The organism is Apilactobacillus sp. EABW-1NA (assembly GCF_030398685.1).
Taxonomy (GTDB): domain Bacteria; phylum Bacillota; class Bacilli; order Lactobacillales; family Lactobacillaceae; genus Apilactobacillus; species Apilactobacillus waqarii.
Map to the genome: position 1 here is coordinate 69,846 of NZ_JAPDKO010000003.1, position 23,776 is coordinate 93,621.

Below are 23,776 nucleotides of genomic sequence, written 5' to 3' on the forward strand. Positions count from 1 at the left end.
AGTTAAGAAGTAAAAAACAGTTATAAATAATCCAACGAATTGATATTTTTGTTATAATTGTTGAAGGAAAGGGATGATTTTTATGGATTATACACCGTTAAACGTAATGAGCTCATACAGTTTGTTGAATAGTACAATCTCAATAGATGAATTAATTTCAACAGCAATTAAACGTGGGTATACTAACCTGGCGTTGACTGATGACAAAGTTATGTATGGTGCAATTGAATTCTATGATAAGTGTATAAAAAATAATATTCATCCAATCATCGGACTTACTTTGTCTGTTGAGAATGTCTCAGCGGATGAAGAGTCGAATCAATTGATTGTTTTAGCAAAGAATAATGATGGATACAGAAACATTATGAAATTATCAACTCTATCTAAAACAAGAGAAAACGAAAATCTCTCAACAGATGATGTACTTAGTTTTACCAAAGATACTTTTATAATTATTCCCGATTACGGCGAGGTAGCAGCGTTGATTAAACAACACCAAGTCGATACAGTGAGTGATTTTATAGGTAATCTTAAGAATGGGTACCAAGATGATGATATCTTCTTAGCGATTAGTGAAGAAAAACTAGAAGATAATGACTACATTGAACAAGTTAAATCATTATCAGAACAATTAGGGGTTGGCCTAATTGCATCATCTAGAGTCCAAAATCTAAATAGCGATGATGCATTTGCACTAAAGATAATGCAATGCATTCGAGATGATAATCGACGTTTAACTAATCCGCTTGGTGAAAGTCATGAAGGAACTCAGAACTGGTTAAAACAAAGTTCTGACGTGATTAATGACTACCAACTAAAAGGGCTGGAAGAGTGCTTAACTAATAACGAAAAAGTAGCAAAAAGCTGTCATGTCGAGATTAGTAAAAAACAACCGGTACTACCACACTATGAAAATGGCAAGAACATGTCATCCAAGGATTTCTTGGCAGAGTTATGTATAACTGGTTTAAAGCATCGTTTAGTAGAACTAGCGGTTCCAAAAGACAAATGGCTAGTATATCGTGATCGTCTAAAACACGAGTTACAAGTGATTGATGGCATGGGCTTCAACGATTATTTCCTAATCGTGTGGGATGTTATTAACTATGCCCATCAACAAAATATCATGACCGGTCCCGGACGTGGTTCAGCAGCTGGATCACTTGTTTCATTTTGTTTGTACATTACAGATGTTGATCCGATTGAATACGACCTATTGTTTGAACGTTTCTTAAATGACCAACGTGCCCAAATGCCGGATATTGATTTGGATATTCCAGATGATAAACGAGAAGTAATTCTAAACTATGTTCATGACAAGTATGGACATCAAAACGTTGCCCAAATCGTTACTTTTGATACGATGTCGACCAAACAGGTATTAAGGGATGTTGGTAGAACATTCGGATTATCTAAGTTTGAACAAGATGAGTGGAGTAAAGCAATTCCAAATAAGTTAAAAATTACACTTAAGGAATCTTACGATAACTCACAAAAATTAAGAAACCTGGTTAACGACAATGCCTTGAATAAGTTGATGTATGAAACGGCTACTAAACTAGAAGGTAACCCTAGACATTCATCGACGCATGCTGCCGGATTAGTGTTAAGCCAAAACAAAATTGTTGAGACTTCACCACTTCAATCAGGAAATGAAGAGCTATTGATTACTCAATATTCTAAGAACTACGTTGAAGAAATTGGTTTGTTGAAAATTGATTTTCTTGGTTTAAAGAACCTTTCAATTTTAAACGACATCATTCAACTAGTTAGAAAAGATGTTAACAGTAACTTTGATATCAGAAAGATTAATTTAAACGATTCAAAAACACTGGAATTATTCCAACAGGGTGATACTAATGGAATCTTCCAATTCGAATCTGACGGAATTAAGCGTGTTTTGAAATCATTGCATCCTGATAACTTTAATGAAGTTGCGGCAGTGGATGCATTGTACCGTCCTGGCCCAATGGAAAACATCGATACCTTCATTGCTCGAAAGAAGGGCAAGGAAAAGGTTGAAGGAATCGATTCAACCCTTGTTGATGTGTTAGGACCAACGTATGGAATCATTGTTTACCAAGAACAGGTAATGCAAGTCGCATCAATCATGGGTGGCTTTACACTTGGTGAAGCCGACTTGTTACGTCGTGCAATGAGTAAGAAAAAGCAAGGCGTAATGGAATCCATGAGAGATAAGTTTATTACTGGAGCCGAAAAGAAAGGTTATTCAAAGCAATCCGCTAGTCAAACGTTCGAATACATTGAACGATTTGCTAGTTACGGTTTCAATAAGTCTCATGCCGTCGCATATAGTAAAATGGCGTTTGAATTGGCATACTTAAAGGCTCACTTTAGTCGTCAATTCTTTACCGGATTGTTGAACTCCGTAATGGGAAATCATGACAAGATTAATGTTTACGTTGTAGAGGCCAAGAAGCGCAACATTAATGTATTGGCACCCGATATCAATAAGTCGTTTGAAGAGTTTATTGATGACGGGCAAAGCATTATCTTTGGCCTAAGATGCATCAAGGGAATCCGTAGTGATTTTATTCGTGAAATTGTTGAAGGTCGTGAACAAAATGGTCCATACAAGGGACTAGAAGAGTTCATTTCCAGAATTTCACCGCAGTTTAGAAAGAATGACTTATTAAAACCACTTATTTACGTAGGTGCTTTTGATAGTTTTAGCGATAATCGCTCCGAGTTAGCTAATTCAATCGATGAATACGTTGAATCAGTTAACCTAAGTGGCGGATCTCAAGACTTATTTAAGACATTAAAGCCTAAGAAGCGAGTTGCTGAGGAACTTAGTCTAGTTGATAAATTGGAGTTAGAAAATAAATACGTTGGTGTTTATTTATCAGGTCATCCAGTGGAACAATATCAACAACTACAAAGTGCGATGAAGATTGTTTCTTCAGACGAATTGGGTAGTTATGACGAACCAATTAACTGTCTATTGTTTGTCCAACGAGTTAAGACCATTAGAACCAAAAAGGGTGACAATATGGCATTCGTTGATGGAACCGATGTTGCCGGAGATATTAACGTGACAGCCTTCCCATCAACTTACAAACTTATTGCTAATTGGATTAGAACATCCATGGTAATTTTGGTAAGTGGTAAACCAGAAAAGAGAAACGGTCAGTATCAACTGATTGCCGATAAGATGTACCCAGCAGCAAATGTTTTGAGTAAAATCAAAAAACAAATGCCTAGTGAAAAATGGTATTTGAAGATTGATGAAGCCCACAATTCCAATCAAGTATTGAGAAATGTTTATGCATTGATGAAACAAAATCATGGAACTCATCAAGTCGTTATATATAATTCACAAAACGGTACTAAAAAGCTGTTAAGTACTGACAATAATTTGAATAATAGCAAGGAATTGCACGATAAACTTATTCAATTATTAGGCAATGGCAATGTAGTTTATAAATAATTTTGAATTATTAAAAAATTGCGCAAAAATAAAAGACATAAATTTTAAAAAGTGATACAATTCTAGATGAAACCTAGTTATGCATGATAGTCATCTTTTAGGGATGATTTATCATACAAAATAAAAGGAGAGATTTTTACTTATGAAGAAAACAAAAATCGTAAGTACATTAGGACCTGCTAGTACCGATGTTGACACTATTGTCAAATTAATCGAATCTGGCGCTAATGTTTTCAGATTTAACTTCTCACATGGTGACCATGAAGAACACTTTGATCGTTTAAACAAAGTTCATGAAGCCGAAAAGAGAACTGGTAAGACTGTTGGTCTTATGCTTGATACTAAGGGTGCTGAAATCCGTACTACTATCCAAAAAGATGGTAAGATTGAATTCCACACTAACGACGAATTTAGAATTTCAATGGACGAATCTATTGAAGGTACTAAAGAAAAGATCGCCGTTACTTACCCTGGCTTATTAGCTGACGTTCACGTTGGTGGCCACATCTTATTTGATGATGGTATCCTAGACTCAGTTATCAAAGAAATCGATGAAGCTAACAAAGAACTAGTTGTTGTTGCTCAAAACAACGCTACTCTAGGTTCACGTAAAACTGTTACTGCACCTGGTGTTTCAATTAACTTACCAGGTATTACTGAAAAGGATTCAAGCGACATTCGTTTTGGTCTTTCAGAAATGCACATTAACTTCATCGCCGCTTCATTTGTAAGAAAACCAGAAGATGTTTTAGACATCCGTAAATTACTTGAAGACGAACACAAAGAAGACGTTCAAATCTTCCCTAAGATTGAATCACAAGAAGGTATCGACAACTTTGAAGAAATCATGAAGGTTTCTGATGGTTTGATGATCGCTCGTGGTGACATGGCTGTTGAAATTCCAGCAGAAAATGTTCCAATCGTTCAAAAACACTTAATCCACAGATGTAACGAAATGGGTAAACCAGTTATTACTGCAACTCAAATGTTGGACTCAATGATTGAAAACCCACGTCCTACACGTGCTGAAGCTTCAGACGTTGAATACGCTGTATTAAGCGGTACTGATGCTACTATGCTTTCAGGTGAAAGTGCTAACGGTGACTACCCAGCAGAAGCAGTTGCTACTATGGCTAAGTTAGACGTTAAGGCTGAAAACCACTACGATGAATACGGTGACGCTCGTCCTGCATTCAACAACGGTGACGTTACTGAAGCATTCGGTAAGCAAGTTGCTGAAATGGTTAAGGATCTTGACATCAAGACTATCGTAACTACTACTTCAACTGGTTACTCAGCTCGTATGATTTCTAAGTACCATCCAAATGCTGATATCTTAGCATTAACTTTTGATGACCGTGTACGTCGTGGTCTAATGGTTAACTGGGGTGTTCAACCAATCGTTGTTGACAAGCCAGAAAACAGTGATGGTATGTTCGACTTCGCAGCTAAGAAGGCAGTTGAAACTGGCTTAGCTAAGGAAGGCGACTTAATCCTTGTAGTTGCAGGTCTACCTGTTGGCGAAAAGGGTACAACTAACGTAATGAGCGTTAAGTTGATCGGTTCAGAACTTGCTCAAGGACAAGGTGTTGGCGACAAGACTGTTATCGGTAAAGCTTTTTTAGCAAGTAACGCTGCCGATGCAAACAGCAAGGCTGTTGACGGTGGCGTGTTGGTAGCTAAGAATACCAACAAAGACTTCTTGCCAGCTATTAAGAAGGCAAGCGCAATTATCGTTGAAGATGGTGGTATGACATCACATGCTGCAGTATTAGGTATTTCACTAGGAATTCCTGTTATTGTTAGCGCTAAGGGTGCTACTGAAAACATCTCAGACGGTCAAACTATTACAGTAGATGCACGTCGCGGAATTGTTTACGCAGGCGCTGCTAACTCACTATAATATTTACTCGAAAAGAGGATGCATTTTAAATGCATCCTCTTTTTTTATCGAAATATTATGTAAATTAGTGTAGAATTGACATATAACGATTCGAAATGAGGAATATTAATGAATAACTTTTTAGGCCGTGTTGTTTCTGGTAAAGTAACTGACGAAAATGACAAAAACTATTTTGTTCAAATTGAAGGAACAACATTCCTATTGGATAAGGACGAAATATTAAAGCCACTAAAGATTGGTAGTAACTTTAAGGGATTTGCATATGAAAATGAAAACCACAAGATGCAAATAACAAGAAACATTCCAGATGTCCAAGTGGACCACTATGCATTTGGAACGGTTGTCCAAAGCAAGTATGGATTGGGAATCTTTGTTGATATCGGTTTACCTAACAAGGACATCGCTGTATCAATCGATGATCTTCCCGAATTAACAAAGTTATGGCCTCAACATGGTGATAAAGTCATGATTGCCTTAAAAATCGATAAAAAAGATCGAATTTGGGGTGAATTAGCTGACGAAGAAATCTTCAAAAGTATTTCAATCCCAGCTAATCCCAAGCTAAAGAACCGTAACATGAAGGCGACAACTTATAGATTAAAGCTAGCCGGAACACGTGTTATCACAGATGACTATCGATTAGGATTTATCCATCCGAGCGAACGTGAAATGGAACCACGCTTGGGTCAACAAGTTGATGTAAGAGTGATCGGAATTTTACGAGATGGAACATTAAACCTATCAATGAAACCTCGTGCATACGAAGCAATCAGTGATGATTCAAAAATGATTTTTGCTGTCTTGAAGAGATCAGAAGATGGAAAAATTGCATATACCGACAAGAGTACTCCTGAAGATATCAAGGCCTTCTTTGGTATCAGTAAGGGACAATTCAAACGTGCGGTAGGTAATCTTTTGAAGAACCGTCTGATTGAACAAAAAGATGGCGAAATGTTGTTAACTGAAAAGGGTAAAGAAACTGATATTGAATAAAATCGGGTGATATTATGGACTCCGAAGTTAAGGACTACTTACATTATTTGGTAATTGAACGCGGATTATCAGATAATACGATTAAGAGCTATCATCAAGACATTAAAGGATTTATCAATTATTTAAAAGACAATCATATTAGAGAATTTAAAAAAGTCGATTCAAAGACAATTTTAGATTATATGAAGTACATGAAGGATTGTGGAAAGGCAAGAAATTCCATAATCCGTTTTGTTTCAACGATGAAAAAGTTTTTTAAGTACCTACAAAGATATCACTTCATCATCGAAGATCCGATGGTCAATGTAGATACCCCTAAATCAGCCAATCATTTACCAGATGTATTGACGATGAATGAAATCGATAAATTACTGGCAGTTCCCGATACAAACGATAAATATGGCATTAGAGATAGGGCAATATTAGAAGTCATGTACGCTACGGGATTGCGTGTTAGCGAAGTAGTTAATTTGAAAATGGATAATTTACATTTGGATATGGGAATTATTCAAACAATTGGTAAAGGAGACAAAGAAAGAATTATTCCGATTGGTTCTCAAGCCATTAAATGGATATACACTTATATGGAAAACAGTCGCAATCTTTTGCTAAAAAGAAGACATTGTGATTATCTATTCTTAAATGCTCACGGGTCTGGTTTGAGTAGACAAAGCATTTGGCAAAAGCTTAAGCGATATGTTGGTTTAGCTGGAATTAAGAAAAAGGTTACGCCACATACTTTACGCCATTCATTTGCCACTCATATACTAGAAAATGGAGCAGATTTGAGAGTTGTACAAGAGTTATTGGGGCACTCGGATATTTCAACAACTCAAATCTATACGCATGTTTCCCATGAACATCTAAATAAGGCGTTTGATGACTTTCATCCACACGCTTAAAGCACAGATTGGAGGAATTTGGGATGCTACTAAAATATAGAACAGAATATAAAAAAATCGCTATGGATATGCTTTCTTTATTACCAGACATGAATAAGGGAAATCATTTAGAAGATGAAATGAACTGGTATGAAGATAGTGATAACCGTGTTATTTACTTATGGAAAAATCAAGATGACAATTGGGCTGGATTAGTCGCAATTGAACAAAAAAATGATTTATTAGTTCTAAGAAGAGTAGTCTTAACACCTGATTCTTGGAATATTAATAACTGTTGTTCAATGATCGATGATTTAAATAACTTATATATGGGTAAAAAGATTGTCGGAACAATGGATACCACTTCAATCTGTGAAATTTGGGAGAAACGTAATGGAACCAGAGTTCAATAACTCTAACAATATAAATATTCACATTGATGATTTTGATGGCCCCTTAGAATTACTGTTACATCTAATCAAGCAATCTGAAATGGATATCTATGACATCCAAATTGAAAAGATTACCAGACAATACGTTGAATATTTAACTGAGATGAAGAACCTAAACGTTAATATCGCAGGTGAGTACTTTGTAATGGCATCCAATTTGATGGCGATTAAGTCTAAGTTATTGTTGCCTCGAAATGATGAAATTAACGAAGATGACGATTATGAGGATCCACGGGATGAATTAGTAAATCAACTTTTGATTTATCAAGAATATAAAGAAGTATCAAAAGTATTGAAGAAGATGGAAACTAAGACTAGTCAATATCACAGTGTTGATCCCGTTTTACCAAGCGTCGATGAGATGATTGATTTTAACGATAACGAAAAATTCAGTATCGATTTAATTCAACAAGCGTTTGATCGAATTATTGAAAAAATTAAATCAAACGAACCATATGTACATTCAGTGATTGAATGGGAATACACTGTCAAAGGCCAATCAACATATGTTATGGATAGATTATCCAAACAACAATCGGTTGAATTTGATTCCTTATTTGATAAGACTAGTAACGTTGAATTTGTAGTTACTACATTTTTGTCACTACTAGAACTAGTTAAGGAACAAAAAGTCAAAGTCGGACAAATTGACGACAAACTTTATTTAGAAAAAATCGCAAAGCAAGGTGAAGAGTAATTGGTTAGTAAGTTAGCGCAGCTAGAGAGCCTAATATATATATCTGGTGAAGATGGAATAACATACGACAATCTAAGTACATTATTAAAACTAAGTACTAGTGAGCTAGAAACGTTAATGAATCAACTAAAGGAGTCTTTTGAACACGAAGACTCACCATTTACGTTGATGGAATATTCTGATAAGGTTCAACTTGCCACGAAGGAAGAACTAAACGACCTAATTAAGGGATATTTGCAAAGTGATGAAAGCATTTCTTTAACTCAAACAGCGCTAGAAACACTTACGATTATTGCTTATAATCAACCGATTACGAGGGTTGAAGTGGATGACATTAGAGGTGTGAACAGCAGTAAGACGGTCCAAAGATTGTTGAGACAAAGTCTAATTGCCACTGCCGGTTACAAGAAAGTACCGGGTCATCCGAAGCTCTATACAACAACTGATAACTTTTTGAAGTTGTTTGGAATTAAGAGCTTAAACGAATTACCAAAAATTGATAATGAAATTTTACTTCAGGAGGAAGAAAATGGCGGAACGACTACAGAAGATAATGGCTAAAGCCGGGGTTGCTTCAAGACGTAAATCAGAAGAAATTATTTTAGCCGGTCGCGTAAAGGTAAACGGTCAAGTTGTTACTGAACTAGGAACAAAGGTTAAAGTTTCTGATGAAGTGCAAGTTGATGGATTACCAATCAACAAGGAAGCACCAGTATATTACTTGTTATACAAACCAAGAAGAATTATCACTTCAGTGTCTGATGAAAAGGATCGTAAGACGGTCTTAGACTTTTTTGAAGATGTTGAACAAAGAATTTATCCAGTTGGAAGATTGGACTACGATACTTCAGGTCTTTTACTAATGACCAATGATGGAGACTTGGATAACCGTTTAACTCATCCTAAGTACGAAGTTGAAAAAACTTATGTTGCTAAGGTGGAAGGAATTCCAACTAACGATGAATTAAAACAACTAAGACTGGGTGTTAAGATCAACGGTAAGAAGACAGCACCTGCAAAGACAAACGTCTTAGAAACTGATAATGGCAAGAAGACAGCAGTTGTGCAATTAACAATTCATGAAGGTAAAAACCATGAGGTTAAGAACATGTTCAAGGCCATCGGTCATCCGGTTAAGAAGTTAAAACGTGAATCATTTGCTTTCCTAAACCTAAAGGGATTACAACCAGGTGATTACCGACCATTGAAGAAATTCGAAGTTGAAAAGTTATACGAAATGACTGAAAAGAGATAAAAGGCTTGTTTAGAACAAGCCTTTTTTGCTATAATCATTCTTGAAAAAATAAAAATTGGTTTATCTTCAGGGCAGGGTTAGATTCCCGACCGGCGGTTATAGCCCGCTACCTATCTTTTGATAGTTGATTTGGTGAAATTCCAAAGCCGACAGTACAGTCTGGTATAAAGAAGATCTCTTTTTGAGTACGCAAACAAGCTCATTGGTCTTCGATGGATCAATGGGCTTTTTTTGAAGATATTCCTCATATGGAGGATTTATTATGTTAAGTAGTACAAGTAGTCGTTTTAGTTTGAAGAACCTGGTTCAGGTTTCTATTTTAGGAGGATTGGCATATCTATTGACCTATCTTTCGGTGCCTATCTTACCGATGGCACCATACATGAAGTTAGATTTTGGTGATATTCCAATTCTTTTGGCAACTGTGTTATTATCAACTCGTAGTGGTTTGATTGTAGCATTGCTAAGAGCGGTACTATACTTCGTCTTTACCGGTGTTTCATTGATTAATTTGATTGGTATTTCAGCTTTATTAATCGCTAGTTTAACAATCGTATTATCAGTTACATTGGTTAACAAATTAGTTAAAAACAATGCTAAATACGTTATTATGGTTCTGTTTGAAACAGTCATGCTAACACTAGTTATGAGTGTATTGAACTATTTCGTGATTACACCACTATACATCAATTTAACAGGATTTAAATTGAGCTTTAGCCTATTGGATTCTGTATTATACACAGTCACACCATTTAACATTATCAAGGGATTATTCATTGGTATTGTATTCGTGATTGTATATAACAGAAGCAATGCATGGGAAAAATATAAAGAAAAGAGATAAACAATGAACAAAGATTTGCTGTTATTGCTTCTATCGTCGACTCAACCAAGAAGGATTAAATTAATTCAAAACTTGTTAAACGGAAAAAGAACCGTTTCGACACTTTTCTGGGCAATGCGTTATGGCATTTTGCAATACTCAGCAATTCTAAAGACATATGATCTAAATTCTATCAACGACGCAATCAAAGAGTTAATCGTAGAAGGTTTAGCAAAACAAGTTGATGAATTTCAGTATAAATTGACCATAAAGGGTCAAATTAAAAAGGATTCTGTAAAGGAATCCTTTTACATATTACAGAACACATCGTATCAATATGATTATGATGTGAATGAGTTTAAAGCAAGAATATTATTGGCTATTCAATCAGTGTCAGAATATAGCTATCAAAATAAGAATTATTATCCCGTTAAAGCAGATATGAAGAGTGCAATGATTGTAAAAAGATGGTTTATTCAAAATAAAGCAGAAATCGTAAGTCGATTAGAGAATTATTTAACCAAGTATTTGACACAAGTTGATGAGAAGAAGGCTAATATCATCGCTCAACAAATGATTGGTCACGATGTCTATGGGATGACAACCGGTCAATTGGCGGATAGCATGAATATTTCCAAAGTTGAAGCATTCTTCATGGAATATGATGGTTGGGTCGATTTTATTAACTATATTATTAATGACGATGATCAGCTATTATTTCCATTGATAAATGACGTTCGAACTTTAAAGATGAATCATCATGCGATTCAAACATATAAGCAATTTGTTAGTGGTAATACGCTAGATCAAATCGCCAATAACCTAAACGTCAAGCTATCAACTATCCGAGAACATCTATTAGAAATGGCAATTTGGTTACCAGAAAGTAAGTTTCCTTATTCTAAAATCGTAAGTGCTGAAGATGAAAGAACGTTACGCCAAGCTTTTGATAACCAGCCAATTGATGATTGGCAATTTCGTCAAATTAGCGAAAAAACAAATATTAATTTTTTTGAGTTTAGAATTTATCAAATATTAAGGAGCAAACAAGATGTTAAGTGATGAAGCATTAAAGAAACATCTAAAGAAATGGTTTGGCTTTAATGACTTTCGTTCTGGTCAAAAAGAGGTTATTCAATCAATCTTGGATGGTAAAGACACGTTAGGTGTTTTGCCAACTGGTACTGGTAAGACACTTATTTATCAATACGTTGGTAAGATGGTCGATGGGATGGTAATCGTGGTATCACCGTTAATTTCTTTGATGCAAGATCAAGTTGATAGAATGAGATACTTGGGTGAAAAGCAAACGGTGGCGATAACATCTAATCTTTCTTGGGTAGATCGAAAAAGAGTCATCAAGAATTTAAATAACTACAAGTATGTTTATGTTTCACCAGAAATGTTATCTAATTCGGATATATTAGATGCTTTTAAGCAGCACAAAATATCACTGTTTGTGGTAGATGAGGCTCATTGTATTAACCAATGGGGACCGGACTTTAGACCTGAATATCTCAATTTAAAGGATATAATCATTAGTTTAAATCACCCAACTACATTAATGTTGACTGCGACTGCTTCTAATGATGTCGTTTTAGACATTAAAGAAAAAATTGGCTTGCCAAACGTAGAAACGATAAAGTATTCGACAAATCGACCTAACATTGCATTAGCAGTTGATACATTTACTAGTAATGAAGATAAAAATAATCAGCTGCTTTACCTAGTCAATAAATTGATGAAGCCAGGGATTATTTACTTCTCTAGTAAGAAGGTTGCCAACGCGGTTTGCGAGTGGCTAAAAGAGAAAACCAATTTAAATGTTGAGGTTTATCATGCAGATTTAGATGCTGATAGTCGATATCGGATTCAACATCAGTTTATTAGTGACCAAATTGATATCATTTGTGCCACAAGTGCATTTGGAATGGGAATCGATAAGGATAACATCAGATTTGTTATTCATTACCACATGCCCGCTAATTTGGAATCATACGTCCAAGAGATGGGAAGAGCTGGTAGGGATGGTAAACAAAGTATCTCAGTTATCTTGTATAAAGAAAAAGACGAAATTTTACAATATCGATTTATCGATGACACGATTCCCAGTGAAGATATGATTAACTTCTTTTATAATCATTATCAACAACTAAAAAATAATGAATTGGACGAAAAAGCTGATCTCATTAACTATTATTTTCAAAGTGGTTTTACGAAAAACGGAGTAATTAATATATTTGAGGGAAGAAGAAATGAATTAGTAACATCCTTAAACCAAATGTTAGGTTATGTGAAAACAAAGGGATGTAAGCGAGCGTTTTTACTTAGATACTTTAACGAAAATTTTTCTGAACATGATGAAAATTGTTGTAATGGGGATGGGACCCAACTACAATTAGAACAGATGGATTTAGTTCAAGAAAGCAAGAGCCTGAATTCGCGGTCACGAAACATCAAATGGCAAAGTATTATTCAAACTCTTTTTTCTAAATAGTAAAATTCATGTATAATTAAGACATAAGATATTATTAGGAGGTCATTATTTTGAATAATAACGACGATTACAGTAATTTTTCAAGAGTAGAAAATAGAAGAAAACATAGAGGACATAAGACAGTTGCAATCGTTTTAATTACAATCCTAGTAGTAATTGGATTATTTGCGCTAGTATACGGAATGATTAGTAGCCCAAGTGGTAGCAACAACGTTGACTCTACAACAACTACTTCTTCATCATCTTCTTCAATGTCTTCAAAGAAGAAATCTAGTGATAAGGATAAAGAAAGTTCAAGCTCAATGAAGTCTAGCTCAAGTTCAATGAGTAGTTCTTCAGCAATGAGCAGTTCATCAAGCATGAACAACACAATGAATAATTCAAACAATAATACTCAAAGCCAAACTAACGACAATAACACACAAAATCAAACAACAACTACCAACCAATCAACAACTGATAACAACAGTGGATATGCTGTTATTGGCCAAGATGGTATGACTGATTTATACCGTGTTGCTAAGAAGTACGGTACAAGTGTTCAAAGTCTAATGAGACTTAACGGTATTGCTGATTCTAACAAGGTTAGAAACGGCCAAAAGATTCTAGTAAAATAAAATTAAGTGGTGTTTAAGTTTATGAATAATAGTAAGTTACAAGTAGCGATTGACGGACCAGCATCTGCTGGAAAAAGTACGGTTGCTAAATTAGTTGCAGCAAGATTTTCATATATTTACTGTGATACTGGTGCAATGTATAGATCAACTACTCTAAAGGCTTTACGATTAGGATATCCTTTGGATGACGAAAAAGTGATTTTAGACATGTTAAATGATACTGAAATTACTTTTGAACCTGGGGAAAAGCAACAAAAAGTTTTCCTTGATGGACAAGAAGTTACTAACGATATTAGACAAGAAGATGTTACAAATAATGTATCAACTGTTGCTAGTCTAGGTGCAGTTAGAAAAGAACTTGTTCAAAGACAACAAGATATTGCAGCTAAAGGTGGTATTGTTATGGACGGTAGAGATATCGGAACAACAGTTTTACCAGATGCTGAAGTTAAAATTTTCTTGATTGCTAGTGTTGATGAAAGAGCTGATCGTCGTTTTAAAGATAATGCCGAAAAGGGTATTCATGTTCCACTAGAACAATTGAAAAAAGAAATTGAAGAAAGAGACTACAAAGACTCTCATAGAGCCGTGTCTCCATTGACAAAAGCCGCTGATGCAAAGGAAATTGACACTACTTCAATGTCAATTGATCAAGTGGTTGATGCCATCTCTGATGAAATAACAAAAAAACAAACACTATAATTTAATCATTAAACTAGATTTTATTAATAACATAGTCTAGAATGTAAGTTATAGTAGTCTCAAGGAGGAAATATCAGATGAGTGAATCAGATGAACAAACAAACAAAGATTTATTAGAAGCCTTGGATAGTGTGGACCAAGTTAATATTAACGATGTTGTCAGTGGTGAAATTTTGGCCTTTGACAAGGATCATCAATTAATTATTGGTATTGACAACACCGGGGTTGAAGGAGTTGTTCCTCGTCGTGAACTATCCTCACAACCTGTCGATGACGTTGAAAGCAAATTTAAAGTTGGGGACAAAGGTAAATTTGTTGTAATTTCACGTATCGGTGATGATAAAGAAGGTGGAAGCTTCCTTCTATCAATTCGTCGTTTAGAAGAACGTAAGGTTTGGGACGAATTAAAGGCAAAAGCTGAAAACAATGAAACTATTACTGTTACTGTTCAAAACGCAGTACGTGGTGGTTTAGTAGTAGACGCTGGTGTACGTGGATTTATCCCTGCATCAATGATCACTAACCACTTTGTAAGAAACTTAAACCAATACAACGGTCAACAATTCGAATGTAAGATTGTTGAAATCGTTCCTGAAAAGAACCGTTTAGTTCTTTCACACAGCGACGTTGTAGCTAAGAACCAAGAAGAAGCTCGTTCAGAAGTTATGGACAAGCTAAATGTTGGTGATGTTGTTGAAGGTAAAGTTGCACGTATGACTGATTTCGGTGCTTTCGTTGACCTTGGTGGTATCGACGGACTAGTTCACGTTTCAGAAATTTCATACGAACGTGTAAACAAGCCTGCTGATGTTCTAGAAAATGGCCAAGACGTTAAAGTTAAGGTTATTGCTATGGACGAAGAACGTGGAAGAATTTCACTTTCAATCAAGCAAACTAAGCCACAACCATGGGATGAAATTGAAGAAAAAGCTCCTCAAGGTAGTACTGTAAAGGCTACTATCAAGAGATTAGTTGACTTTGGTGCTTTTGCTGAAGTAATTCCTGGTGTTGAAGGTTTAATTCACATTTCTCAAATTTCACACAAACATGTTAATACACCTTCTGATGTATTAAAGGTTGGTCAAACTGTTGATGCTAAAGTTCTAGATGTTAACCCAAGTGAACATCGTTTAGCTTTATCATTACGTGCTCTTGAACCTGAACCAGAAAATGCTCAAGATTCAAGTGAACATGTCGAAGCTACTGATAATGCTACTGAAAATGCTCCTGAAGAAGAAAATGGATTCACTTTAGGTGACATTGTTGGTAAAGGATTAGACGAAGATAATCAATAATATATTATAATCTTTAAAAATATCCTTCATTTTTTGGTGAAGGATATTTTTTTCATTATGAAAGAAAGGGTGAATATTAAATGAGTTTACCTACAGTTGCAATCGTTGGAAAACCTAACGTTGGAAAATCAACAATTTTTAACCGTATTGCTGGGGAACGAATTTCTATCGTTGAAGATACTCCTGGTGTTACCAGAGATAGAATTTATTCCCACGGTGAATGGTTAGGACACGAATTTAGTATGATTGATACCGGTGGTATTGAAATAGGTGATCAACCATTCGTAAAACAAATCACTGCACAGGCAGAAATCGCAATTGATGAAGCTGATGTAATTATCTTTATGGTTAATGGAAAAGAAGGAATTACTAACGCTGATGATAATATTGCCAGAATTTTATACAGAACCAATAAGCCAATCGTTTTAGCCGTTAACAAGGTTGATAACTTTGAAAGCCGTGCTAACATCTATGACTTCTATTCATTAGGATTTGGCGATCCATATCCAATTTCTGGTGCCCATGGATTGGGTCTAGGGGACTTATTGGATGAAGTTATTAAGAACTTCGATGAAAAAACAGAAGAAGAAAATGACGACAATATCAAGTTCAGTTTAATTGGCCGTCCTAATGTTGGTAAATCTTCACTTGTTAACGCCATTTTAGGTGAAGATAGAGTAATTGTTTCAAACGTTGCTGGAACAACTAGAGATGCTATTAATACTGAATTTGAACAAGACGGTCAAGAATTCACCATGGTGGATACTGCCGGATTGAGAAAACGTGGTAAAGTTTACGAAAATACTGAAAGATACTCAGTAATGAGAGCGATGAAAGCCATCGATAATAGTGATGTAGCCTTAATCGTTTTAAATGCTGAAGAAGGTATTCGTGAACAAGATAAGCGTATTGCTGGTTATGCCCACGAAGGTGGAAAAGGTGTCATCATCATTGTTAACAAATGGGATACTTTGAAGAAGACCAGTAAGACTCAACAAGAATTTGAAGCAGGGATTAGAAGTCAATTCCAATACCTATCATATGCTCCAATCTTGTTTGTTTCAGCTAAGACTAAGCAACGTTTAAGCCAAATTCCTGACTTGATCAAGCGTGTCTATGACAACCATGCTAAGCGTATTTCTTCATCAATGCTAAACGATGTATTAATGGATGCAATTGCCATGACACCAACACCAAGTATCAATGGTAGGAAGTTACGTATTTACTACGCAACCCAAGTTACTAGTGAACCACCTACCATTGTTATCTTTGTAAATGATGAAGAACTAATGCATTTCTCATATAGAAGATATATCGAAAATCAAATTAGAGAACACTTTGACTTTTCTGGGACTCCGATTAAAATCATTTCTAGAAAACGTAAGTAATAAAGGTTATTTAGTAAAAAAATTTAATATTTTATGCTGAAAAATATTAAAAATCGTTGAATTGCGGGCATTTATGTGATATCTTGAATAAATGTAATGACATTAATTTGTTGTGATTACATAAGTCGAAAAGCATAGATTGTTTTCCGAACATTGTGGGAGGTGAAACACACATGGCTAACAAGGCAGAATTAGTAAGTAGTGTTGCTACTAAAACTGGTTTAACTAAGAAGGATGCAACTGCAGCAGTTGATGCTGTATTTGATTCAATCCAAGGTAGTTTGGCTAAAGGCGAAAAGGTACAATTAATCGGCTTCGGTAACTTCGAAGTACGTGAACGTGCTGCTCGTAAGGGTCGTAACCCTCAAACTGGTGCAGAAATTCAAATTCCTGCAAGCAAAGTACCTGCATTCAAACCAGGTAAGGCTTTAAAGGATGCTGTTAAATAATAACAGTATGCTATAATTAGGCTAGTCCGTTTTACGGACTGGCCTTTTTTATATGTTTTAAATGATAGGAGCGAGATTTTTGAGCTACTCACAAAAAGCACTAGAATTCCTTGAAGAAGGAAAAATCGATGAATTTAATAAACAATATAATCTAGCATTACACCATGATAGCGATGAAATGGTGTATTCACTTGCTGAAGAACTATACTCATATGGTTTCACCAACCAAGCAAAAGAACTATATGAAAAACTCTTGAAGAAGTTCCCTGATGAAGACGAACTAAGAACCGACATCGCTGATATTTTAATCAGTGAAGGTAATACTGATGAAGCTTTGGAACAATTAAGCAAGATTAGCAAAGATTCACCTGCTTACCTTCAATCTTTGATGGTTCAAGCCGACTTATACCAAACTCAGGAGTTATTTGAAGTTAGCCGTGAAAAGCTGCTAGAGGCTAAAAAATTAGCCCCTGACGAGGAAGTAATCACATTTGCGTTGGCGGAATTGTATTACACAATGGGTGAATACAATAAGGCTATTCCTTTGTACTTAAGCTTGATTAAGAAGGGAATCACTAATCTATCAGCTGTTAACATTGTTGAAAGAATTGGGATTTCATACGCTAACGACAGTAACTTTGAAAATGCAATTGGATACCTAAAGCAAATTAAGACAATTGATATGTCTTCAGACGTTAAGTTCGAAACAGCGTTCACTTACCTACAACTAAAGGAATACGACGAAGCAATTGATTTATTTGAAGAACTTCGTGATTCAGATCCTCAATACGCAACACTTTACCCATACTTGGGACAAGCATTAGATGCAGTAAATAAACAAGAAGAAGCATATCGTGTATTGCAAGAAGGGCTAAGCGTTGACCAATACAACGAAAAGCTATTCTTAGCGACAGCTCGTGAAGCACTTAAGCTTTCTGAAAACGACGAAGCATTGGGCTACCTACAGCAGGGAAACGAAATTGATCCAGATGATATTGAAATTGTTTTGGAAATGTCTAACTTATTGGTTGCCAAAGAAGACTATGAAGAAAACATTAAATTGTTGAATAGTTATATTGAAAACCACGAATTGGATCCTCAATTCTACTGGAACCTAGCCGTTTCATACGATAAATTAGACAAACTAAAAGAAGCTCATAAGAATTACCTAGCTGCCAAACCATATTTCTCTGATAATGCTAGTTTCTTGAAACAAGCAGCATTATTCTTCCGTGAATACGGTGACCGTGATAATTCATATGAACTTCTTAAGAAGTATGTTCAACTTCAACCAAATGATGATGAAGCTGCATTTATGCTTGATGAATACATGGATGATTAGTCTTTTTGATTAATCCTTTGTAGTAATTAATCGATGATAAATCCAAATTTAATTGACTTGATAGTTTTGAGTCACTTAGGTCTGGATTTTTTTTGATGAAATCAACGACATAACCCTTGAATAGTTCTGATGGGCTAAGTGATAATCCAAGATATTTTTCACTAGGTGTTAAGTATTTATGCAAACCAGCAGAAGTGATGTGTGGATCTTTAGAAAGTCGTTGCTTTAAAAAGATATCTTGACTGTTTTGCTTTAACTGAATTGGTTCAATGAACTTATCAAATAAGTTGAGAAACACCTTTTCCTCATCCGAGAATGTGATTTGATTAAATAGTCGATAAAAACCAGGTTGGAGAAATTCTTCAGATTTGAATCCCTTGCTAATTAGTAGAACGGTCATTCTAGCGTAAAAATGGACGTTTGCGTCAGCTAGAATGGTATTTAGTTTATCTAACCAGGACATATCCAATTCGCTCTTAGGCTCGTGTTTTAAGCCCTTAATATCAATTGTGGGTAAATTGCTGTTCAATTGATGGGTGAATAGGTAATTAAAATAGACATTAATGTGTGATAGAACCTTGTTATAAGTGTTATGGTTGATTTTGCGTTCGTCTAAAAGCATTTGAAGATATTCTTCAATATCACGATTAAACAGGTTGCTAACTTTATGATTTTTTTGATAGCCCTTATTGAAATCTGATAGGTAGTCAAACATGTCAGATAGGATTTTGGTATATTCGTTAATCGTTACTTTTGCTAATCCTTTATTCTGCAAATCAATCTCAAAAGTATCTTGATATGGATAATCATTAGACATTTGGATAGTTCAACTCCTAATAGTTATTTATTCCTATTACAGCACTAAAGTTAGCAAACTTCAATCTGTAAATTGTAATGCTAATCTGTTAATATTTAATATAGATTGTATTGAGAGTAGGTATAAAGATGAAGATAGAAAACTTACCGAACGAATTTGAAAAAGCTCGTCCAGTGATGCAAAAAATTGAAGATGCTGGTTTTGAAGCTTATTTTGTTGGCGGAAGTGTTCGTGACACAATATTAGGACTAGACATTCATGATGTTGATATCGCAACGAGTGCTTACCCAGAAGAAATTAAAAAGATTTTCAAAAAAACGGTTGATACCGGAATTGAACACGGTACCGTAATGGTAATTCATGAAAAAAAGGGCTATGAAATTACCACCTTTAGAACCGAGTCAGGATACCAAGACTATAGACGTCCTGACAAAGTTGAATTCGTAAGATCACTTGCTGAAGACTTAAAGCGTCGTGACTTTACAATTAACGCATTTGCGATGAGAGAAAACGGGGATGTTACCGATTTATTCGATGGTTTAACTGACTTAAAAAATCATTTAATTAGAGCAGTTGGTAATCCTAATGAACGTTTTCATGAAGATGCATTAAGAATGATGCGTGCGGTTAGATTTGCTAGCAAACTGGATTTTGATATCGAATCAGAAACACTAGCGGCAATCAAATCAAACAGTGCATTGTTAGAAAAAATTGCGGTGGAAAGAATTTACACCGAATTTGTTAAGATGATGATGGCAAAAAGACCTAAGCAAGGTATTTTGGATATGATTAATACTGATATGTACAAATACGTCCCCGGTTTTGCCAGTCATCAAAGTGAATTGGAAGCAATTGCTAAGATTGATGCTTTAAACTTATCAGATGAGGTTTCAGTATGGTCATTACTATCATTTGAGTTTGGTCTTGATCGAACTGGGATTACTAGTTTTCTAAAATCTTGGAAGGCTTCTAACGATACTATTAAAAATACAGAAATTTGTACAAAGGCCGTTGAAAATCTAAGGGATGGCTCTCTAGACAAATGGGCGATGTATGAAACTGGTAAGGACCTTCTAGTTTTGGCTAACCACATTGCTAAGATGTATGGATTTGCCGAATCAGAAGAAGATTTAATATCTCAATACGATGCATTACCAATCAAGAATAAAAAAGAAATTGCAGTCAATGGTGGCGACCTGATTAAGAATGGCATTGTTAAGCCAGGTCCAGCATTGGGTAAAATATTATATGCAATTGAAACTGGAATCGTGAACGGAGAATTCCAAAACGAAAAAGCTGAATTAATTGAAGCTGCGAAAAAAATTGTGAAAGAGTGATTACATGCAAACGTTAAGAGCGGAAGGCTTAACTAAAACATATGGTGAAAAGACCTTATTTAAGGATTTAGATTTCATCATCAACGAACAAGATCGAATTGGTTTAATTGGGACCAATGGTAGTGGTAAGTCATCACTTTTAAATGTTTTATCACAGGAAGATATTGATTCTACTGGTGAAATTATTACCTCAAAGACATACACAATTGGTTACTTAAAACAACAACCTAAATTGGATGAATCATTAACCATTTTAGAAGCTGTGTTTGCCGGAAGTCAGGATATTTTTAACACCATCAGAAGATATGAACAAACCTTGCAAAACTATTCTAATCATCCAGATGATCCAAAGGCGGAAAGGCAATATCTTGATGCCGAAGCCAAGATGAACGAAGAAGATGCATGGAATGCTGAAAACGACGTTAAAACCATCCTAACCCAACTAAAGATTGATGATGTTAACCAAGTAGTTAGCACACTATCTGGGGGACAAAAGAGACGTGTTGGTTTAGCTCAAGTATTAATTCAATCACCTGATTTATTAATCTTAGACGAACCTACCAACCATTTAGATTTTGATTCAATCGAATGGTTACAAGAATACCTAGCTAAGTATAAGGGTGCGTTACTATTCGTAACCCATGATAGATACTTCCTAAATCAAATTGCTAACAAGATTTGGGAATTATCATTTGGAAGTCTATACGAATACACGGGTAACTACCAAGATTACTTGGAACAAAAGGCCGAACGAGTTGATCTAGAAGTTGCTGCCGAACATAAAAAGCAAAAACTTTACAAACAAGAATTAGCTTGGATGAAAAAGGGTGCTAAGGCCAGAACAACAAAACAACAGGCCAGAATTAATCGTTTTAATGACTTAAAGGAAAATGTTGGTAACCTCCAAACAGAAGAAGATATCGACATCAACCTAGGACAACAACGACTAGGTAAAAAGGTTATTGAAATTAAAGATGCTAACCTAACATTAAATAATAAGACGATTTTGAAGAACTTCAGTGATTTGGTTCAACGAAACGAAAGAATCGGTCTTTCTGGTGAAAACGGTGCTGGTAAATCATCGCTATTAAACGTAATTACCGGTAAGTTACCACTAGACAGTGGAACTATTGAAATCGGTGAAACAGTTAAGATGGCTTATTACACACAACAAACTGAACCAATTCCAGAAGACAAGCGTGTAATTAACTACTTAACAGATGTTGGTGAACACGTTACTGACAATACTGGAAATAAGATTAGTGTTACTGACTTATTGGAACAATTCCTATTTCCAAAGTTCATGCACGGTACACTAATTCGTAAGTTGTCTGGTGGTGAAAAACGTCGTTTGTATTTACTAAAATTGTTGATGCAACAACCAAACGTTTTACTACTTGACGAACCAACAAATGATTTGGATATCTCCACATTAACAGTGTTAGAAGATTATATTTCACACTTTAGTGGAACTGTAATCACCGTATCTCATGACCGTTACTTCCTAGATAAGGTTGCTAACCGTCTATTAATCTTTAATGGTGATGGCGATATTGAAAGTCATGTCGGATTGTTCACTGACTACTTGAAACAAGCAGCCAATCAAAACAAGACAGAAAAGAAGCAAGCACATGTTGAACATGCTGCAAAGAAAAAAGAAGAACAAAAACCAGCAGAAGAAAAGACTACAAAGAAGAAACTAACTTATGCTGAACAAATGGAATATGATCAGTTAGAAAAAGATATTGATGATTTAGACCAACAAATCAGTCAATTGAAAGAAGAAATGACCCATTTGGGAAATGATTATGATAAACTAGCTGAAACACAATTAAAGATTGACGACTTAAATAAACAGTCCGACGAAAAGATTAGTCGCTGGGAATATTTAAGCGAATATGTTGAATAGGGGTAATGACATGTTAGAAGATGCTTATTTAAATCTTGCCAAGTACGTTTTAGAAAATGGCCATCGTAAGGATGATAGAACTGGAACAGGGACAATTAGTACATTTGGTTACCAAATGCGTTTTGACCTATCAAAAGGTTTTCCTTTATTAACTACCAAGAAGGTTCCTTTTGGCTTAATCAAAAGTGAATTATTATGGTTCTTACGCGGGGATACTAATATTCAATTCTTACTAAAGCACAAAAACCACATCTGGGACGAATGGGCCTTTAAAAACTGGGTTGAATCAGACGAATACACTGGCCCAGACATGACCGACTTCGGTTTGAGAGCCGAAAAGGATGCAGAATTTAAGAAAGAATACCTAGCCGAAAAGAAAAAGTTCTGTCAAAGAATCGTCGAAGATGACGACTTTGCCAAGAAATACGGTGATTTAGGACTTGTTTACGGTAGCCAATGGCGTAAATGGAAGACCACTACTGGTGGCACTATCGACCAAATTCAAAACGTAATTGATCAAATTAAGACAAATCCTGATTCAAGAAGATTAATTGTTTCAGCATGGAATCCAGAGGACATTCCTTTTGTAGCATTACCACCTTGCCACACCATGTTCCAATTCTACGTGAACGACGGTAAGTTAAGCTGTCAATTATACCAACGTTCTGGTGACATCTTCTTAGGAGTACCATTTAATATTGCAAGTTACGCACTATTAACTTCACTAATTGCTAAGGAATGTGGATTAAAACCTGGTGAATTTATCCATACTTTAGGGGATGCTCATATTTACTCAAACCACGTTTCTCAAATTGAAGAACAATTGAGTAGAGAACCATACGAAGCTCCTAAACTATGGTTAAATCCTGATAAGGAAAGTATTTTTGATTACGACATGGACGACATTAAAGTAATCGATTATAAGCACCATGATCCAATCAAGGCACCAGTTGCTGTATAAACAATAA

At 35.4% G+C, this 23,776-nt stretch carries 21 protein-coding genes and 1 riboswitch; of the genes, 20 read left to right on the forward strand and 1 reads right to left on the reverse strand.

The window, feature by feature from the left end; genetic code table 11:
* Positions 1-82 precede the first annotated feature (82 nt).
* The 17 genes from dnaE to OEZ61_RS01605 all read left to right on the forward strand — a co-directional run bounded on the left by dnaE (position 83) and on the right by OEZ61_RS01605 (position 18,745).
* Entirely contained in the window at positions 83-3,451 is a 3,369-nt protein-coding gene (gene dnaE / locus OEZ61_RS01525; protein WP_290046711.1) for a DNA polymerase III subunit alpha, read from the forward strand.
* A gap of 142 nt (positions 3,452-3,593) precedes the next feature.
* Entirely contained in the window at positions 3,594-5,354 is a 1,761-nt protein-coding gene (gene pyk, locus OEZ61_RS01530; RefSeq protein WP_034533926.1) for a pyruvate kinase, read from the forward strand.
* A gap of 108 nt (positions 5,355-5,462) precedes the next feature.
* Positions 5,463-6,347, forward strand: a complete 885-nt coding sequence (locus OEZ61_RS01535) for a S1-like domain-containing RNA-binding protein (protein WP_034530787.1) — start codon at positions 5,463-5,465, stop codon at positions 6,345-6,347.
* Between the two features lie 14 nt (positions 6,348-6,361).
* Positions 6,362-7,249: a site-specific tyrosine recombinase XerD gene (gene xerD / locus OEZ61_RS01540; protein ID WP_263506451.1), complete on the forward strand. Its 888-nt coding sequence runs from the start codon at positions 6,362-6,364 to the stop codon at positions 7,247-7,249.
* Positions 7,250-7,272: 23 nt separating this feature from the next.
* Positions 7,273-7,641: a hypothetical protein gene (locus OEZ61_RS01545; RefSeq protein ID WP_034530791.1), complete on the forward strand. Its 369-nt coding sequence runs from the start codon at positions 7,273-7,275 to the stop codon at positions 7,639-7,641.
* A complete protein-coding gene (locus tag OEZ61_RS01550) occupies positions 7,622-8,377 on the forward strand; it encodes a segregation/condensation protein A (protein ID WP_051592176.1) in 756 nt (251 codons plus the stop codon). Before OEZ61_RS01545 ends, OEZ61_RS01550 begins: the two co-directional genes overlap by 20 nt.
* Entirely contained in the window at positions 8,378-8,938 is a 561-nt protein-coding gene (scpB, locus tag OEZ61_RS01555; protein ID WP_034530792.1) for an SMC-Scp complex subunit ScpB, read from the forward strand. It abuts the gene before it with no gap.
* On the forward strand, positions 8,907-9,632 hold the full coding sequence (locus tag OEZ61_RS01560; protein WP_034530795.1) for a pseudouridine synthase: 726 nt from the start codon (positions 8,907-8,909) through the stop codon (positions 9,630-9,632). The genes scpB and OEZ61_RS01560 overlap by 32 nt, the downstream gene beginning before the upstream one ends.
* Before the next feature lie 58 nt (positions 9,633-9,690).
* Positions 9,691-9,811: riboswitch (FMN riboswitch) on the forward strand.
* Between the two features lie 83 nt (positions 9,812-9,894).
* Positions 9,895-10,476: an ECF transporter S component gene (locus OEZ61_RS01565; RefSeq protein WP_057197899.1), complete on the forward strand. Its 582-nt coding sequence runs from the start codon at positions 9,895-9,897 to the stop codon at positions 10,474-10,476.
* Positions 10,477-10,479: 3 nt separating this feature from the next.
* Positions 10,480-11,517, forward strand: coding sequence for a helix-turn-helix domain-containing protein (locus tag OEZ61_RS01570; RefSeq protein WP_057197897.1), 1,038 nt, complete (start codon positions 10,480-10,482; stop codon positions 11,515-11,517).
* Positions 11,507-12,952, forward strand: a complete 1,446-nt coding sequence (locus OEZ61_RS01575; protein WP_263506450.1) for a RecQ family ATP-dependent DNA helicase — start codon at positions 11,507-11,509, stop codon at positions 12,950-12,952. Before OEZ61_RS01570 ends, OEZ61_RS01575 begins: the two co-directional genes overlap by 11 nt.
* A 50-nt stretch (positions 12,953-13,002) precedes the next feature.
* Positions 13,003-13,569, forward strand: a complete 567-nt coding sequence (locus OEZ61_RS01580) for a LysM domain-containing protein (protein ID WP_290046714.1) — start codon at positions 13,003-13,005, stop codon at positions 13,567-13,569.
* A 21-nt stretch (positions 13,570-13,590) separates the two neighbouring features.
* The gene (gene cmk / locus OEZ61_RS01585) at positions 13,591-14,271 is read left to right on the forward strand and encodes a (d)CMP kinase (protein ID WP_034530802.1); all 681 of its coding nucleotides are present in this window, start codon (positions 13,591-13,593) and stop codon (positions 14,269-14,271) included.
* A 77-nt stretch (positions 14,272-14,348) separates the two neighbouring features.
* Positions 14,349-15,566: a 30S ribosomal protein S1 gene (gene rpsA, locus OEZ61_RS01590; RefSeq protein ID WP_034533923.1), complete on the forward strand. Its 1,218-nt coding sequence runs from the start codon at positions 14,349-14,351 to the stop codon at positions 15,564-15,566.
* 80 nt (positions 15,567-15,646) lie between these two features.
* The gene (der, locus tag OEZ61_RS01595; RefSeq protein ID WP_034530806.1) at positions 15,647-16,954 is read left to right on the forward strand and encodes a ribosome biogenesis GTPase Der; all 1,308 of its coding nucleotides are present in this window, start codon (positions 15,647-15,649) and stop codon (positions 16,952-16,954) included.
* Positions 16,955-17,127: 173 nt separating this feature from the next.
* Positions 17,128-17,403 (forward strand): HU family DNA-binding protein, encoded by a 276-nt coding sequence (locus OEZ61_RS01600; protein ID WP_034530808.1) that lies wholly within the window; start codon positions 17,128-17,130, stop codon positions 17,401-17,403.
* A gap of 79 nt (positions 17,404-17,482) precedes the next feature.
* Complete coding sequence (locus OEZ61_RS01605; RefSeq protein ID WP_053791797.1) at positions 17,483-18,745, forward strand: tetratricopeptide repeat protein; 1,263 nt, start codon at positions 17,483-17,485, stop codon at positions 18,743-18,745.
* On the opposite strand, the gene OEZ61_RS01610 is transcribed toward OEZ61_RS01605, so the two are convergent.
* The gene (locus OEZ61_RS01610) at positions 18,717-19,562 is read right to left on the reverse strand and encodes a phage integrase N-terminal SAM-like domain-containing protein (RefSeq protein WP_034530811.1); all 846 of its coding nucleotides are present in this window, start codon (positions 19,560-19,562) and stop codon (positions 18,717-18,719) included. The genes OEZ61_RS01605 and OEZ61_RS01610 overlap by 29 nt on opposite strands.
* A gap of 128 nt (positions 19,563-19,690) precedes the next feature.
* On the opposite strand from OEZ61_RS01610, the gene OEZ61_RS01615 reads away from it, so the two are divergent.
* From OEZ61_RS01615 to OEZ61_RS01625, 3 genes are read left to right on the forward strand one after another with little or no spacing between them, the layout of a single operon-like run.
* Positions 19,691-20,899, forward strand: a complete 1,209-nt coding sequence (locus OEZ61_RS01615) for a CCA tRNA nucleotidyltransferase (protein WP_290046717.1) — start codon at positions 19,691-19,693, stop codon at positions 20,897-20,899.
* Positions 20,900-20,903: 4 nt separating this feature from the next.
* Positions 20,904-22,808: an ABC-F family ATP-binding cassette domain-containing protein gene (locus tag OEZ61_RS01620; RefSeq protein ID WP_290046718.1), complete on the forward strand. Its 1,905-nt coding sequence runs from the start codon at positions 20,904-20,906 to the stop codon at positions 22,806-22,808.
* Positions 22,809-22,818: 10 nt separating this feature from the next.
* Positions 22,819-23,769 (forward strand): thymidylate synthase, encoded by a 951-nt coding sequence (locus OEZ61_RS01625; protein ID WP_041152318.1) that lies wholly within the window; start codon positions 22,819-22,821, stop codon positions 23,767-23,769.
* Positions 23,770-23,776: the final 7 nt, after the last annotated feature.

Coding starts and splice junctions, on each gene's coding strand:
- dnaE (WP_290046711.1), top strand. CDS start 83: ATGGATTATACACCGTTAAACGTAATGAGCTCATACAGTTTGTTGAAT.
- pyk (WP_034533926.1), top strand. CDS start 3,594: ATGAAGAAAACAAAAATCGTAAGTACATTAGGACCTGCTAGTACCGAT.
- OEZ61_RS01535 (WP_034530787.1), top strand. CDS start 5,463: ATGAATAACTTTTTAGGCCGTGTTGTTTCTGGTAAAGTAACTGACGAA.
- xerD (WP_263506451.1), top strand. CDS start 6,362: ATGGACTCCGAAGTTAAGGACTACTTACATTATTTGGTAATTGAACGC.
- OEZ61_RS01545 (WP_034530791.1), top strand. CDS start 7,273: ATGCTACTAAAATATAGAACAGAATATAAAAAAATCGCTATGGATATG.
- OEZ61_RS01550 (WP_051592176.1), top strand. CDS start 7,622: ATGGAACCAGAGTTCAATAACTCTAACAATATAAATATTCACATTGAT.
- OEZ61_RS01560 (WP_034530795.1), top strand. CDS start 8,907: ATGGCGGAACGACTACAGAAGATAATGGCTAAAGCCGGGGTTGCTTCA.
- OEZ61_RS01565 (WP_057197899.1), top strand. CDS start 9,895: ATGTTAAGTAGTACAAGTAGTCGTTTTAGTTTGAAGAACCTGGTTCAG.
- OEZ61_RS01570 (WP_057197897.1), top strand. CDS start 10,480: ATGAACAAAGATTTGCTGTTATTGCTTCTATCGTCGACTCAACCAAGA.
- OEZ61_RS01575 (WP_263506450.1), top strand. CDS start 11,507: ATGTTAAGTGATGAAGCATTAAAGAAACATCTAAAGAAATGGTTTGGC.
- cmk (WP_034530802.1), top strand. CDS start 13,591: ATGAATAATAGTAAGTTACAAGTAGCGATTGACGGACCAGCATCTGCT.
- rpsA (WP_034533923.1), top strand. CDS start 14,349: ATGAGTGAATCAGATGAACAAACAAACAAAGATTTATTAGAAGCCTTG.
- der (WP_034530806.1), top strand. CDS start 15,647: ATGAGTTTACCTACAGTTGCAATCGTTGGAAAACCTAACGTTGGAAAA.
- OEZ61_RS01600 (WP_034530808.1), top strand. CDS start 17,128: ATGGCTAACAAGGCAGAATTAGTAAGTAGTGTTGCTACTAAAACTGGT.
- OEZ61_RS01610 (WP_034530811.1), bottom strand. CDS start 19,562: ATGTCTAATGATTATCCATATCAAGATACTTTTGAGATTGATTTGCAG.
- OEZ61_RS01615 (WP_290046717.1), top strand. CDS start 19,691: ATGAAGATAGAAAACTTACCGAACGAATTTGAAAAAGCTCGTCCAGTG.
- OEZ61_RS01620 (WP_290046718.1), top strand. CDS start 20,904: ATGCAAACGTTAAGAGCGGAAGGCTTAACTAAAACATATGGTGAAAAG.
- OEZ61_RS01625 (WP_041152318.1), top strand. CDS start 22,819: ATGTTAGAAGATGCTTATTTAAATCTTGCCAAGTACGTTTTAGAAAAT.